The following is a 14,061-nucleotide window of genomic DNA, read 5'->3' as shown; positions in this document are numbered from 1 at the left end:
TTGAGTCTGGAAAAATCTAACTCAATATCATAGGTCAAACATCAACTAATGGGTATGCTCAAATAAAAAAACCTTATCAAAAAGATAAGGTTTTTTTGCTTCAAATAAAATTAGATTTTATTTTGAGTTTTTTGCGCAGTGTTGGTTACCGCATCACCAGCGCTTGATACATCTTTTCCGAACCCCTTAAAGGTGTTACAGCCAGTTAAAACAAAAGCAACCATAATTGACGCAGCTAAGATTTTTTTCATCATCTGTCTCCACTTTAGATTTAATTCTGATGTAACTAGAGATTAAAAACTAAACGTCTAAAAGAACATTACTTTTTGATAGTAGAAACGTTAATAAATGTTTCAAAGAAGAATTATTCTTAAGAATTATTATTTTATTCAAACATGCCGGGCACCCAAGGCACGGCTGGCGCCTGACGAAACATATAGCAATCTGCCGGATTTTGTGTATTCACATAAAGTCCATTGCTCCACCATAAAGCAGGTGTGGTTGAGCCATGTAGTTGTGGAGACATCCATTCATGACGTGTCAGCCGGCGAAAATCAGCTTGAGTCTGAAAGCCCCAGTATCCAATGCGCCTATGCGAATTTAGCCACTTAGGGAACTTGGGGTGTTGCATGTGTTGTGGACTATATAACTGACCTTTGAGTACGGCAAAGCGCTGATCAATGCGATGACCCAGCGCCTCCTCAAATTGAAATTGACGTTCGGTGAAATAAGCCAGTTTTTTCAATAAGGTGTCTTCACGGTTCAAACCATACCAATAAGGCAAGCTTAAGTCTTTTTCACCTAAATAGTATTTGAGTGCAACTTCCCAGTGTTCAATACGTTGCTCAGTCGTGTTATAGACCAGAAAATCCAGCTCACCTATGGTTTGCGTGCCCTTCATTTTTTGAATGCTGTGTCCGATGAGTTTATATGCGTGATAATCAGTATCGAGCAACCAAAACCAGAGCATATATTCAAAACGCAGCCCAATACGGGTACTGCGCAACTGACCTAAAAACTCCAATAACGGACTAGGATCTTGATCTAGCGCTTTTAAACGTTGCACATAATGGTCGTACTGTTGTAACCAAAAAGACGTGCTATGCAGCTCAAAGGGCGTTTCTAAACGCAGTTCTTCGGGCACCTGCGAGATGATATTTGGACTCGCCAACGTAAAGGCAAGATGACGTACACAATCGTGTTTGAACTGAAACCAAGGTTCATGTTGACTCAAACATGAAGAAAAATAAGTCATTTATAAATCCTGACGTCATCACTTGAATTATAATACTCGTGAGCACAGCTTAATAAAACCTGTCCATATATTTTTGGCCAATTGACTCCGCAGTGGCAAGGTACTCACAGAGACACGATTTTGCAGAGCAGGATTGCAACAATGAAGACACTATTCTGGCGTACCTTAGTGGTGATATTTATCATACTTGGTATTATTGGTGCAATTTTACCGGGTATGCCCACCACTGTATTTCTTATCTTGGCGGCCTGGGCTGCATCTAAAGGCTGGCCAGAAATGGATGCTTGGTTGCTAAATCATCCTAAATATGGTCCCACATTGCGCGACTGGCGTGCTCACGGCACAGTTCCGCGTAAGGCCAAATGGATTGCTTCCATCATGATGCTGATCAGTGGCATTCTGATGCTATTTACCAACGCGCCGCTTTGGGTCAAAATTTTCACCGATAGCATTATGTTGATTGTTGCGATTTGGTTATGGTTAAGACCTGAACCCACTTCAGCAGCGTTAAACTCTAAAGTCCATTCTCCATCCACAGAAAATGATCATGTTTAATTTGAATACCGCCGATATTGTGGTTGATCTGGCATTACAAACCCTCTATTTACCCAAACAGCATAAGACTTATCCGATCTCCAGTGGAAAAAATGGGATTGGAGAACAGGAAAATAGTGGCAAGACTCCTCGTGGATGGCATCGGATTGCAGAAAAATTTGGTCATACTGCACCAATCAATGCCGTTTTTATTGCACGGCAGCCTACCGGAGAGGTGTACAGCGATACACTTGCCGCCGAACATCCAGATCGTGACTGGATTTTAAGTCGCATTTTGTGGCTCGATGGGCTAGAAGAGGGTTTTAACCGAGGTGAAGGCTGTGATTCTAAGCAGCGTTATATCTATATCCACGGTACACCAGATACGCAGCCCATGGGGATTCCGATGTCGCATGGCTGTATTCGAATGCGAAATACAGATCTGATTGAGCTATTCGAAGTCATTCCTGAGCAGGCGCTGGTGTATATTTCAGAAATAAAAGTGGAAATGTCGTAATATTTTTTTAGGGTTCATCTGTATGATTTTGCATGTAATGTTTAAATAAAATACAGAATTTGCTGGTTTTTTAGCAAAACAACCTATTTTTTAATCACTCGATAGAGTTTTTTAAAAAAGTCGGTGAAAAGCGTTTGACACTCTGTGAAGTTTCTCTATAATGCACCTCACAAACGATGAAGACGTTGAAGGGCGCTTAGCTCAGTTGGTAGAGCGTCTGCCTTACAAGCAGAATGTCGGCGGTTCGATCCCGTCAGCGCCCACCAAGCTCTTCATGTTAAGACTCAAGTGCAGCGGTAGTTCAGTTGGTTAGAATACCGGCCTGTCACGCCGGGGGTCGCGGGTTCGAGCCCCGTCCGCTGCGCCACTTAAGTTTTAATCATCGTTTGCCACAAAAGTGACTTTGTTGAAGTGCAGCGGTAGTTCAGTTGGTTAGAATACCGGCCTGTCACGCCGGGGGTCGCGGGTTCGAGCCCCGTCCGCTGCGCCACTTTAAACAAGACACCTTTGAGGGCGCTTAGCTCAGTTGGTAGAGCGTCTGCCTTACAAGCAGAATGTCGGCGGTTCGATCCCGTCAGCGCCCACCAAGTTTAGTGACCATATATCTCGTATGAGATAATGTAGTGCAGCGGTAGTTCAGTTGGTTAGAATACCGGCCTGTCACGCCGGGGGTCGCGGGTTCGAGCCCCGTCCGCTGCGCCATTTCCTTGATTCCCTGATCAAGAAAATGTATGATTCAAGGACTGCATCACGCAGCACTTGAAAAGCTAAAAATTGAGTCCTTCAGTTTTTATCTCTCAGGGCGCTTAGCTCAGTTGGTAGAGCGTCTGCCTTACAAGCAGAATGTCGGCGGTTCGATCCCGTCAGCGCCCACCATAATTTCTCATCTCCTTATTGCGTCATCTATAAATTTTTCATAAAATTCAACTAGATCTTTTTCTGTTACTGATGAATTTTCATGAGAAATCCGTACCAACGCAAAGCTGCATCAGTGACTTCCGAGCACACCACATTACAACCAAAAGAACTTTATAAGCAGTTTATCGAAAGCATTGTGGCGCAGCGTCAGTTAATGGCATTGTACGATGATGGCTGGGCCTTGTGCGGCACTCCAAATGGTCAGCAAGCGTTTGCGATATGGCAAAATAAGGGGCTAGCACAGCTCATGATTAAAGGGGCTTGGGAAAGTTATCAAACCCGTGAAATTCCTTTATTGAATTTTGTACAAGAAATTATTCCGTATTTACGTGAAAAAAATACACTGTTGTCCTTAAATCTTACACCCGAAGGTCAAAATATTCTGGTGCGCCCTGAAGCCATGCTGCTCGATATCAAAAACTACTTGTATCAGTTGTACGTGCAGCAGCCTCAATTGTTTGAAGATATCAAGTTGCCAAAACCTCGAACGATCCGTTTAAATTAGTACTCGCGTAAAATCCAGCCACTGATAAAGGCGAAGTATTCGCGTAGCCATGTGTTATAGCGGCTCAAAAGGGGAGTAGGTGCACTGAGCATGATCGGCTGTTGATAGCCTTGTTTATGTGCAATGGCCTTTGAACGCAAGATATGAAAATCGCTGGTTGCCAGTACAATAGGATCTTGCAAAGAAATATGTTGCTGCTCAAGAATAGGCCGACTGTTTTTAAGGTTGAGTTCGGTACTGGTACTTCGATTTTCAAGTGCGACTGGATTCTTCAGCATCGGATATTTGCGCTGTAAATACTGAGCCATTACTTCGGCTTCGGTTTTTTGCTCACGTGCATCTAGTCCGCCACTTAAAATGATCAATGCTTGAGGATGGTGTTGAGCATAGTATGCTGCACTGTTCAGGCGTTCGGCTAAAATGGCCGATGGCTGTCCATTTTCGACGCCACTCCCCAGTACAATGATGGCACGAGGTGTAGAGATTTGAGGTGTGCTAAAAGATTGTAGGCTCAAAAAAATAAAAAAAATGATCACGCTGGCCAGCCATAGCCAAAATGCAGTCCAGCCCAAATAGATCCAGCGTAAAACACGTGGACGATGTGCAAATTTTTTTAATAAAGTAGGGCCATACAGGCTGCTTAGCGTTAAAAAGATACCAGTAGCACAGGTGACTTGTACACCAAAATGACTTTTATTTAGTGCAATCAGCACTAATCCGTCTATAAGTAAAATCAAACCTAAACCGAGTACCAATACACGCCCCAGCGTATATGGATGGTTGGCTAAAGTCACATGCTGCATAATCAAGCCAAAGTCAAATATAAAAGATCGGCTCATCATAGCAAATAAAAAAATGCCAGCGCTATGCGCTGGCATCTCGTTTTGGCCATTATTGAATTTGCTAGATTATTTTAGTAAACATCACGTCGATAACGACCTTGTGCTCTAAGCGCATCGAGTTGAGTTTCACCTAAAATATCGGTGAGTGCCTGATCGACACCCGATGCCATGCCCTCGATACTGCCACAAACGTAAATGACAGCATCTGCATCAATCCATTGTTTTAAAATCTGTGCCTGATCTCTCAAGATATCTTGAACATAGCGTTTTTGTGTCTGATCGCGTGAGAACACCAGATCCAATCGTTTCAACATACCTGTGCTTTGCCATGCGCGAATCGTATTTTCGTAAAAAAAGTCGCATGCTTGCTGGCGCTCACCAAAAATCAGCCAGTTTTCCGTATAGTCGTGACGAATTCGGGCATGTAATAAGCTCATCAAGCCGGCAATTCCAGTTCCATTTCCAATGCAAACAATAGGGCGGTTGTCATCGATGAGATGAAACGAGGGGTTGGTACGAATACGCAGGGCCACAGATTCACCCACGCTTAAATGTTCGGTTAGCCATCCAGAGCCCAAGCCCAATTGACCATTTTGATCAAACTGCTGGCGAACGGTTAATCGTAATACTTGCTGGCTTGGAATACTGGCAATTGAGTATTCGCGAGTCGGCAATACAGCAAGTTGTTCGAGTAAATGTTCCGGATTGGCAAATGGTTCGACATCAGTGCTTAAATCACGATTCCAAAGTGCTTGAGCCAGCGTACTTTCAATGCTCTCTACATAAGTTTGTGCGGATAACTGATGCTTTTCTAGAAAGGCCTTCACTCGTGCAGGCGAGTTACCCGGTTGAATCTCTGCAATATCACCAGCTTGCCAGATGGTATCATTGGCTGTGGTAAATTCCAGATTATATGCAGATGCTCCTTGGCTATTAGGATTTAAAAGCTCACGCTTGCTCAATCTCCATTCATCAAAGATTTTTTCGATGTTCATCGATTGAAGTTCAAGTTTGGTGGCACTGGCCAGTGCCGTGTTCCATTTTTGAATGTCATCAGGATGAGCATTATCAACTTCAATTACATCAAACAGGGCATGTGCACCAGACTGTTTCAACCATAGGTCGACCCGATGGCCAAAGGCGCAGTAGCTGTCTGGATATTCTTTTGACCCCAGTGCCAAAATGGCATAGTTGAGATGATTCAAAACCATTGAAGACTTTAGGAATTTTTTCTCGAAGTTGCTGGCCAGATCTGGGGCTTCGCCTGTGCCATAGGTGCTGAGTACAAACAAAATTTGTGGTGAATTTTTGAAGTCACTTTCGGTTAATTGCTGAACCGGTCGAACCTGAACGGGTTGATGCGCTTCTTGTAGTCGTGTTGCAGTGCGCCATGCCAGCTGTTCCGCCACACCCGTTTGAGAGGCATAGGTGATGAGCCAAGGCGTTGCATTTGGATCGATATAATGATCACTGACATGCTGGCGTGCAGCCAAGGTTAATTTTTTCTGCTTACGGCGTTTTAGATACAGCATCCAACCCGTCACAAAAAACAGCGGCATCGCCAAAGAAGCAAGCATTGCAAAAAAGTGGTACACCGGGCCAAAGAAACTGCCGCGATGGACTGGCAACATGCTACTCATGATTTTTTCATTGAGTTTTTTGTCTTCATAGAGCTCTAATTTTTCAATTTTACCCGTCCCATAGTGATAGACGGCTGAGTTACGGGCGCGTTCATGCTGTGGTGTTGCATCTATGAAAGAGAGCTCAATCGTTTGATCGGCTTTTTTAGGTAAATTGAGCGTAATAGACGAATAATCGCGGCCAAGTTGAGTGTTAAAACCAGTCCATGTCTTGTTGAGTGCATCATAAATTTGTGCAGAAGAGAGTTGTTCGCGAGATTCACCGCGGCCTTCACCACGATGTTCTTGTCCTGCATGGCCTTGTTGAGGCTGACCTTGCATCCGATTTGTCGCTTGACCTTGTGTATTGCGAGGTCCGGCCTGCATTTGTGGTTGTGGTCGTTCAACACCCATCAGCTTAAACATACCGTCACGCCACCAGTCATACGACCAATACAAGCCCGTACATGCCATCAACAAATAAAACACCACCACCCATGTACCTATAACGGCATGCAGATCCCAAATAAAATTGCGCCCTTTAAGTTTTGGCTTTACAAACAACCACTGACGCCATGTGTGACGTTTTGGCCAGCGTAAATAGAGTCCACTGAGTACAAAAAAGATCAAAATTAAGGTACATGCTGCCGTAATTTGCTTGCCCACCGGCCCGAACGTTAGGTTGCGGTGTAACTGCTGAACAAATTGAAAGAATCCACGTCCCTTGATTTCAGGCAGTACCTCAGCTGTATAAGGGTTCACCATCATGTTATAACCGCGACGTTCACCTTCTTTTTGAATATTTACGGTGGAGGAGGCGGTTGCATCTTTGGCGATAGTAATACTATTGATTTTTAGATCCGGCTGACGCTGCTCAAAGTGCTGATACAACTGTGCAGGTGTGAGTTTAGGCGTATTTTGCGCCTGAACAACATAACTGTCCTGATTAATGAGTTTTAAAATCTGCTGGTCGTACGAATAAATCGCACCCGTTACTCCCATCAACGCAAGGATAAGACCCGCACTGATCCCCAAAAACCAATGAATCTGGAAAAAGACTTTTTTTAACATGGCTGTAAACGCAAAATTAGAGATTTAAATTTTGCTAGAGTATAGCTCAAGATTCGTTAGATAATATGGATTTTCGAGATAATATTAATTTTCATTATCATTTAATAATGCAGATAAAAAAAAACCTCCGCGTACGGAGGCTTTTTTTAGGTTTTCAAATTAAAACGATTTTGCATCACCGACTTGTTCGTTCAGGTGCTTACGAATGGTATTAAATGAAAAATTCTTGGTGTCCATACGCTTTGGAAGCAAATATGCACCTTGCTGTCCTTTTACTTTAAAATTCAGCAAGATAAAATCTGGAGTGTTATACCATTCATAGATGTCTTTCCAGCCAATGGTGCCAACACCTTCTTGGCCATTCATCTGCTGACGCATCACAATACCGTGTGGCTGCACGCCCAAACGAACACCTTTAATTTCCTGAACTGGAAATTCATTCATTTTGCGTTTTACATACCATTCTAGGCCATACTTGCGCAGTACGAAGTACAACACCACACAGATGATGGCAACCCAGCAAAAAATGGTGGAATAGTTTTTAAGAAGAATAATCCCTGCGATAGACAGTAGTAAAACCACTGCCATGATGATCCATGCTTTTGTGCTGATTTTATTGGTGCTACGCCAAATCTTAAGCTGAGCATCACGTTGTTCAGCTTCAGACACTTCGTAGTTAACAGGCTGTAGCGTATAAGCGTATAAAGTTTTCGCGGTCATAGTGCAAATGCAATTAGTGAATTTTAAACTCGCCAAAGTTTAGCATTAAATCACGCCAATCCGTGAATATATTGTGCCATTTTCATGCGATTTACAGCGATGCCAATTCGGTGGCGGCATCATCCCGATCATGACTCAGGCTTTGCTTGAGTGTACTGAGCTGATTCAAAATACTGTACATCAGGGAAAGCTGCTGCAAAATAATAATAGCCAGTTGATCTTCCTCACTATTTTGCTTTAAACGCTGCCGAATGGTTTGCAGCATATTCTGTGCGGTTAGCCCGGGCATTTCATCTCTGAGCAGAGCCCCTTGAATGTCGTCTAATGCTTTATTGAGTAGATTGAGAATCTCTTGATCATCAATCTTTTCACGATGTGCGCCCAGCGCAGCAATATAACTGAGAAAAGTATGATGTAAGCACAGAAATTCGAATGCCAGATTTTTTTGAATCGGATCAAAATCAGGTTCGGTCGCAAGGGTAGAAATTAAAGATGCCACATCTGCATCGGTGTTATGCGCAGTACGGCGCGCAATCCGATAGCTCAGACCATGATTTCGACCATGATGATACTGCTGCACCACATCGACCAGATAATTACACTGCGCCTGAATGGCACGGCGAATGGTGCGCGGTAAGCGTCGAAACTTCCAGTCTGGCCAGATAAAGCTAACGCCTAGCCACGCCAGCGCGCAGCCGATGAGGGTATCGATCATGCGTGGTAATCCCGCAGAAAAACCGAAGCCATCTAAATTAAAGTTAATCAGCGCCAAAATGGTAATAAAGGCTGTGGCTTGTGCATACTGTTTACTGCGCAGTTCAAAAAACAACACGCCACTCAACACTAAAATCAGCAACTGACCTTCAAGTGAAGGCACAAAGTATAAAATCGCAATACCAATAATAATGCCGACCAATGTACCCACAATTCGTAATCGCAGTCGGCGTTTGGTGGCATTAAAATTCGGCTGACAAACAAACAGCGCAGTCAATAGAATCCAGTAGCCGTATTGAATACCGGTTGTTTGGACAAAAATGTAGCCTACAAACAACACCACAGAAAGCCGAACAGCATGACGAAATAACACCGACTCTGGTGTTAGGTTTTGACGAATCCGCACAATGATATCGTTCCAGCCCTTAAGATCGTCGTCTTTAAGCTGATGATCCATCTGCTTCACTTTATCTAAAGCAATATTACGCTCTGTTTCTAAATTACGTAACTGTGCATCGATACCTTTCAAATTTTGATAAAGCGCGTACAGCGCATTGACCCAAAGCGGATCATAAACCTGATCGTGACGTAATTTCCCCAAAGACTGTTTGAGATTTTCAAAGGTGTGTTTAAAGCGCTTGTTATGTTTATAAGGTTGTCGCTTTAAAATACTTTCGCTTAAATCCTTGCAGGCTTTGCCTTGTATGGTCAAAATACGTTGGAAGCGAAACAAAATGTCGCTGTGCTGAAAAATTTTACTCAGTTCTTGATAATTGATATGCGCCGAGTCTGCGCGCTCATGGATATCTTGTGCCACAAAATAATATTGCAGGCTGCGTCGGGTGTCTTTTTGTCCGCGATCGCCTTTGAGTCGGGTGAGCAATGAAGCTTTTAAATCGTTAAAAATTCCGACCAGTTTGCCGTTTTCCATCGATAGATCAATCAAGGATTGCTGATAACTGTCAGGTGTCATATCGACATCGAATACACTGGATTTAGCAAATAAAAAATCACCCAGCGATGCATAGCAGGCCGATAATTTATCTTGTACGGGGCGAATCGGAAATAACAAGAAACTAATCGTGGCGATCAAACCATACCAAGCTGCACCGCACACTAAAAGAGCAGGTTGCATGTACCATTCTGGAAAGAGGTGTACGCCCAGCATTGAGTAAACCGACACCACCAAGCATCCATAGGAAATGGTGGTGTATCTGCGCCCTAAAGAGCCCAATAAAATCCAGAAAATACAGGCCACAATCAATCCCAGCGCAAATGCCACCGGATGTGGAAACAAAAGCTGTACCGAAGTTGCAGCGGCAAAAAAGCCCACATAGGTATAGACCAGATTCATGATTCGAACAGAAAAGCGGTCGTCGATATCACTCAAGCCAGCGGCAACCACACCGAGGGTGAGCGGAATAGTGGCCAGTTGATAATCGAGAAAATAGGGCACAAAGGCAGTGCCTGCAAATGCAATCAGCATCCGAAGGTTATACATCAGCGAAGTGTTATAAGTCGCTTGTTTGAGTTTGGAAAACCAAGAGTTCAAGGGGATTCCTTTAAGCTATTGAGTGAAAGACACCTCCCTGCATGCACGTCAGGTTGAGTCATCATCGTTATTATTACTCAGTGAAATCATACTATGGACAGTGTAAGCTTGTCTTCACACTCCGTATTTAATATTAAAATGTGACTATGTCCGAAAGTAGATTACCCGGTCAATATTCAATTGCGTGGATTATGCTGCTGGCCCTTTTGACCGCACTTGGGCCGCTGTCGATTGATATGTACTTGCCAGCCTTACCACAAATGGCCAGTGATTTTGGAACCACCACGCGTATGGTGGCCAATACCCTGCCTGCATATTTCTTGGGTTTGGCAATCGGTCAACTTGTTTATGGCCCGATCAGTGACCGAATCGGCCGTAAAGCGCCGTTATATGTTGGACTCACTTTATATGTGGTGGCTAGTGCATTATGTGTATTGGCGCAAGATGAATGGTCGCTTATTTTAGCCCGACTGGTACAGGCGCTGGGCGGCTGCGTGGGTGTTGTGATTGCACGTGCTGCCATACGTGACAGGCTCGATGTACAAGGTTCGGCACAGGCCTTCTCAAGTATGATGATTGTGATGGGGATTGCACCGATTGCAGCGCCAGCGCTGGGTGCAATGGTGTTGGAGTTTTTCCATTGGCAGGCTATTTTTTGGTTACTCGCACTGATTGGCTGCTTATGTTTATTGTGCATTCATTTCTTCTTTGATGAAACTTTGGCACCTGAAAAACGTTTGAAACTTAGCCCTTATCAGGTGGTGACTTTATATGCCGCGATTTTTAAAGATACCAGCTTTCGTTTCCCGATGTTGGCGGGGTGTTTAACCGGTGGGGTATTGTTTAGTTATATCAGTTCAGCATCTTCTGTTTTAATGGATCAATATGGTTTGGGGCAGCAGCAGTTTGCCTATGCGTTTGGCTTTAATGCCTTGGGAATCATGATTGTCTCTTCCATCAATAAAAAGCTGGTATCCAAACTTGGCACCATGACTCGGCTTAAAATAGGGGGTTTCATTCAGCTAACAGGTGCAGCGTTAGTACTTTTGAGTGGTCTGATTTCAGATGCGCCAATTGCAATGGTGATGGCAGGTTTGTTTTTAGCTGTTTCAGGGCTGGGGATGACTGGACCTAATGCCATGGCGCTGGCAATGTCGAGACAAGGCGCCCGTGCAGGTACAGCCAGTGCCATTATGGGCAGTATGCAGTTTGGCTGCGGTCTGTTGGGTGGTGTAATTTTAAACTTTCTCGTTTGGAATGCCCTACTAAATATGGGCATTATGATGATGCTATTTTCTGGCGCAGGGGTAATCGCGATTTTTGCTGTCGCACGTCAGCTTAAGCTGCAAAATGCTTAAGCCCTCAAATAAATAAAAAAGACCAGCATATTCAGGTCTTTTTTGATTGAGTCGATGGATTTAATCTAAAAACTGGGTAAAGCTCTCGACGCTTTCACGTGGTGTAATAAAGGTATTCACAATATGATCTGGGTCTGCATAGCCTAAAGCCACCGTACAGACCAGCTCTTCATCTTCAGATGCATGAAGTACATCAAGCACAATCGGATGAAAATGATTCCATGCAGCTTGAGGGCAGGTATCTAGTCCGCGGGCTTTTGCAGCAATCATGACGTTTTGAATCATCATGGCAATATCCATTTTCGATCCGACGCCCATCATTTTATTGACGGTAAAAAACAGTCCAACCGGTGCATCAAATAACTGGAAGTTACGTAATTGCTGTTGGGCCATTTTTTCTTTTTTTCCCTTTTGAATATTGAGTAATCCATACAGGCCCCAGCCATTTTCACGGCGGCGATCAATAAAGGGTGAAATCCATTTTTCAGGATAATAAGCGAATGTTTCCTGATACTGCTCGGCATGGCTTGGATCATTGGTCAGTGCGATTTGAGCGTCACATACTCGGCGAATCATGGTGTCGCGTGTTTTGCCAGTGACTACATACACTTTCCATGGCTGGGTGTTGGTCCCCGACGGTGCACGGCTTGCGACTGCCAGAATATCTTTAATGATTTGAGGTTCAATGGGGGTGGGTAAAAAAGCACGAACCGAATGTCGAGACGTAATGGCTTGATCGACCAATTGAACTTGCTCGGACTGCATGGGCGTTCCTTATCCGTTTTTTAATGCCTCCACTATAAAGGATTCATCTGCGATTTTTAAACCGATTTTATAAAATCAAAAACAGACTGTAGTAGATAAACTGCAACTGGAACTATGAAAAAATGAGTGATATTGCGTAAAAAATCGCCACAATTACAGCAAAAATACGGTGTCTACTGTAATGGTATACTATACTGAATAGCTTGTGATTTTTAGCTTTGCTTCAAATCAAACGGTTTGTTCTTATCTGAATTCATCTTTCTGTTTCACTTCTTTTGGGTAATTGTTCTCAAGGTTCCGTTTAGTCATCTTTATCATTCACATATTAGAAGAATGAAAATCGATTAAATGCTTGAGAGTTAAATGGAAAATATATGGAATTTACATTTAATGCCTTTTATACGTTGATTGCAGCGGTCATCGTATTACTTTTAGGGCGCTTTTTAGTCAATAAAATTGACTTTCTGAGACGTTACAACATTCCTGAACCAGTCGCAGGCGGCCTTGTTGCTGCGCTGTTGTCGTTGGTGGTGCATTCGATCTGGGGCTACAGCATTACTTTTAGTAGTGAACTCCAGACCAGTTTTATGCTGATTTTCTTTGCTTCGATCGGTTTAAGTGCGCACTTTGCCAAGCTCAAAGAAGGCGGTATTGGGCTGGTAATTTTCTTGGTCTGCATTGCTTCGTTTATTGTCGTGCAAAACTTGGTTGGCATGAGTCTGGCCACCTTGCTGGGTATCGATCCGTTAATTGGACTGATCGCAGGTTCGATTACACTTACAGGTGGGCATGGTACTGCAGGGGCGTGGGGAGAAATTCTAGAGACTCAACATGGTATTCAGGGCGCTTTGGCACTCGGCATGGCCAGTGCGACCTTTGGCTTGATTATCGGCGGGATTATTGGCGGGCCTTTGGCCAAGTTTCTGATTCAACGCCATCAATTGTCGCATGCTCGAACCGACGCACAAATTCGTAATCGAGATACGCATGTTGATGAGCATCCTGAAAATCTTGCGCCATTTGAAAATCCGCATCAAGTACGTCTCATCACGGCAGACAATGCCATTACCACATTGGGGATGTTTGCAGCGTGTCTGGCCTTTGCAGAATTCATGACCGGTTACAGTAAAGGCACCTGGTTTGAGCTACCTACATTTGTGTGGGCGCTTGGCGGCGGCGTCATTTTACGTAACGTATTGGAAAGCATTTTTCGTGTCGATATTTTTGATCGCGCGATTGATGTATTCGGTAATGCATCGTTATCATTATATCTGGCCATGGCACTTTTATCGCTCAAACTCTGGCAATTGGTCGATTTGGCTGGTCCTTTAGTGATTATCCTTGCAGCACAAACCTTAACAATGGCATTATACGCAGCTTTCGTGACCTTCAAGGTCATGGGCAAGAATTATGATGCTGCTGTTCTTGCAGCAGGGCATTGTGGTTTTGGGATGGGGGCAACGCCTACCGCCGTCGCGAATATGCAAGCGATCACCAATATGTATGGGCCATCTCATAAAGCTTTTTTAATTGTTCCACTGTGTGGTGCATTTTTTGTTGATTTAATCAATGCGACCGTAATTCAAGTAATTCTTAAGTTTTTTGTGTGAAACTAGAGAAATGATTTAGGGCACATTGATTCAAAATGTCGATAAATAAAAAAGCCTCTGATTGTAGAGGCTTTTTTATTT

12 protein-coding genes and 6 tRNA genes are annotated in these 14,061 nt (G+C 43.7%); 11 read left to right on the top strand and 7 right to left on the bottom strand.

Going from position 1 to position 14,061, the window contains the following annotated elements; all coding sequences use genetic code 11:
* Positions 1 to 110: 110 nt before the first annotated feature.
* Together L2096_RS07445 and L2096_RS07440 are read right to left on the bottom strand one after the other, a co-directional pair.
* A complete protein-coding gene (locus tag L2096_RS07445) occupies positions 111 to 254 on the bottom strand; it encodes an entericidin A/B family lipoprotein (protein ID WP_088459345.1) in 144 nt (47 codons plus the stop codon).
* A 131-nt stretch (positions 255 to 385) separates the two neighbouring features.
* A complete protein-coding gene (locus tag L2096_RS07440) occupies positions 386 to 1,255 on the bottom strand; it encodes a DUF1853 family protein (RefSeq protein WP_250365163.1) in 870 nt (289 codons plus the stop codon).
* 141 nt (positions 1,256 to 1,396) lie between these two features.
* On the opposite strand from L2096_RS07440, the gene L2096_RS07435 reads away from it, so the two are divergent.
* From L2096_RS07435 to L2096_RS07395, 9 genes are all read left to right on the top strand, one after another.
* The gene (locus L2096_RS07435; protein WP_025094518.1) at positions 1,397 to 1,810 is read left to right on the top strand and encodes a YbaN family protein; all 414 of its coding nucleotides are present in this window, start codon (positions 1,397 to 1,399) and stop codon (positions 1,808 to 1,810) included.
* Positions 1,797 to 2,306 carry a cell wall-recycling L,D-carboxypeptidase ElsL gene (gene elsL / locus L2096_RS07430; RefSeq protein WP_227265191.1) on the top strand — a complete coding sequence of 170 codons (510 nt, stop codon included), beginning with the start codon at positions 1,797 to 1,799 and terminating at the stop codon, positions 2,304 to 2,306. The genes L2096_RS07435 and elsL overlap by 14 nt, the downstream gene beginning before the upstream one ends.
* Positions 2,307 to 2,496: 190 nt before the next feature.
* Positions 2,497 to 2,572, top strand: a tRNA-Val gene (locus tag L2096_RS07425).
* Positions 2,573 to 2,596: 24 nt separating this feature from the next.
* A tRNA-Asp gene (locus L2096_RS07420) sits at positions 2,597 to 2,673 on the top strand.
* Between the two features lie 46 nt (positions 2,674 to 2,719).
* Positions 2,720 to 2,796 (top strand) — tRNA-Asp (locus L2096_RS07415).
* A 21-nt stretch (positions 2,797 to 2,817) separates the two neighbouring features.
* A tRNA-Val gene (locus L2096_RS07410) sits at positions 2,818 to 2,893 on the top strand.
* A 38-nt stretch (positions 2,894 to 2,931) separates the two neighbouring features.
* Positions 2,932 to 3,008 (top strand) — tRNA-Asp (locus L2096_RS07405).
* A gap of 98 nt (positions 3,009 to 3,106) precedes the next feature.
* Positions 3,107 to 3,182, top strand: a tRNA-Val gene (locus tag L2096_RS07400).
* 82 nt (positions 3,183 to 3,264) lie between these two features.
* Positions 3,265 to 3,729 carry a DUF2750 domain-containing protein gene (locus tag L2096_RS07395; RefSeq protein ID WP_004935204.1) on the top strand — a complete coding sequence of 155 codons (465 nt, stop codon included), beginning with the start codon at positions 3,265 to 3,267 and terminating at the stop codon, positions 3,727 to 3,729.
* Here the strand turns inward: L2096_RS07395 and L2096_RS07390 are convergent.
* The 4 genes from L2096_RS07390 to yccS all read right to left on the bottom strand — a co-directional run bounded on the left by L2096_RS07390 (position 3,726) and on the right by yccS (position 10,247).
* Positions 3,726 to 4,532, bottom strand: coding sequence for a YdcF family protein (locus L2096_RS07390; RefSeq protein ID WP_250365162.1), 807 nt, complete (start codon positions 4,530 to 4,532; stop codon positions 3,726 to 3,728). The genes L2096_RS07395 and L2096_RS07390 overlap by 4 nt on opposite strands.
* A gap of 110 nt (positions 4,533 to 4,642) precedes the next feature.
* The gene (locus tag L2096_RS07385) at positions 4,643 to 7,261 is read right to left on the bottom strand and encodes a PepSY domain-containing protein (RefSeq protein ID WP_250365161.1); all 2,619 of its coding nucleotides are present in this window, start codon (positions 7,259 to 7,261) and stop codon (positions 4,643 to 4,645) included.
* A gap of 159 nt (positions 7,262 to 7,420) precedes the next feature.
* Entirely contained in the window at positions 7,421 to 7,981 is a 561-nt protein-coding gene (locus L2096_RS07380) for a YcxB family protein (RefSeq protein ID WP_004945714.1), read from the bottom strand.
* Between the two features lie 91 nt (positions 7,982 to 8,072).
* Positions 8,073 to 10,247: a YccS family putative transporter gene (yccS, locus tag L2096_RS07375; RefSeq protein WP_212515351.1), complete on the bottom strand. Its 2,175-nt coding sequence runs from the start codon at positions 10,245 to 10,247 to the stop codon at positions 8,073 to 8,075.
* Between the two features lie 146 nt (positions 10,248 to 10,393).
* Here yccS and L2096_RS07370 point away from each other — a divergent pair, with 146 nt between their 5' ends.
* A complete protein-coding gene (locus tag L2096_RS07370; protein WP_076032948.1) occupies positions 10,394 to 11,605 on the top strand; it encodes a multidrug effflux MFS transporter in 1,212 nt (403 codons plus the stop codon).
* Between the two features lie 60 nt (positions 11,606 to 11,665).
* Here the strand turns inward: L2096_RS07370 and L2096_RS07365 are convergent, their stop codons facing one another.
* On the bottom strand, positions 11,666 to 12,370 hold the full coding sequence (locus L2096_RS07365) for a nitroreductase (RefSeq protein ID WP_250365160.1): 705 nt from the start codon (positions 12,368 to 12,370) through the stop codon (positions 11,666 to 11,668).
* A gap of 374 nt (positions 12,371 to 12,744) precedes the next feature.
* On the opposite strand from L2096_RS07365, the gene gltS reads away from it, so the two are divergent.
* The gene (gene gltS, locus L2096_RS07360; protein ID WP_250365159.1) at positions 12,745 to 13,980 is read left to right on the top strand and encodes a sodium/glutamate symporter; all 1,236 of its coding nucleotides are present in this window, start codon (positions 12,745 to 12,747) and stop codon (positions 13,978 to 13,980) included.
* Positions 13,981 to 14,061 lie beyond the last annotated feature (81 nt).

Source organism: Acinetobacter sp. ACZLY 512, from assembly GCF_023614015.1.
In the GTDB taxonomy this organism is placed as follows: domain Bacteria; phylum Pseudomonadota; class Gammaproteobacteria; order Pseudomonadales; family Moraxellaceae; genus Acinetobacter; species Acinetobacter soli.
This window is presented reverse-complemented; position numbering and strand designations above follow the sequence as displayed.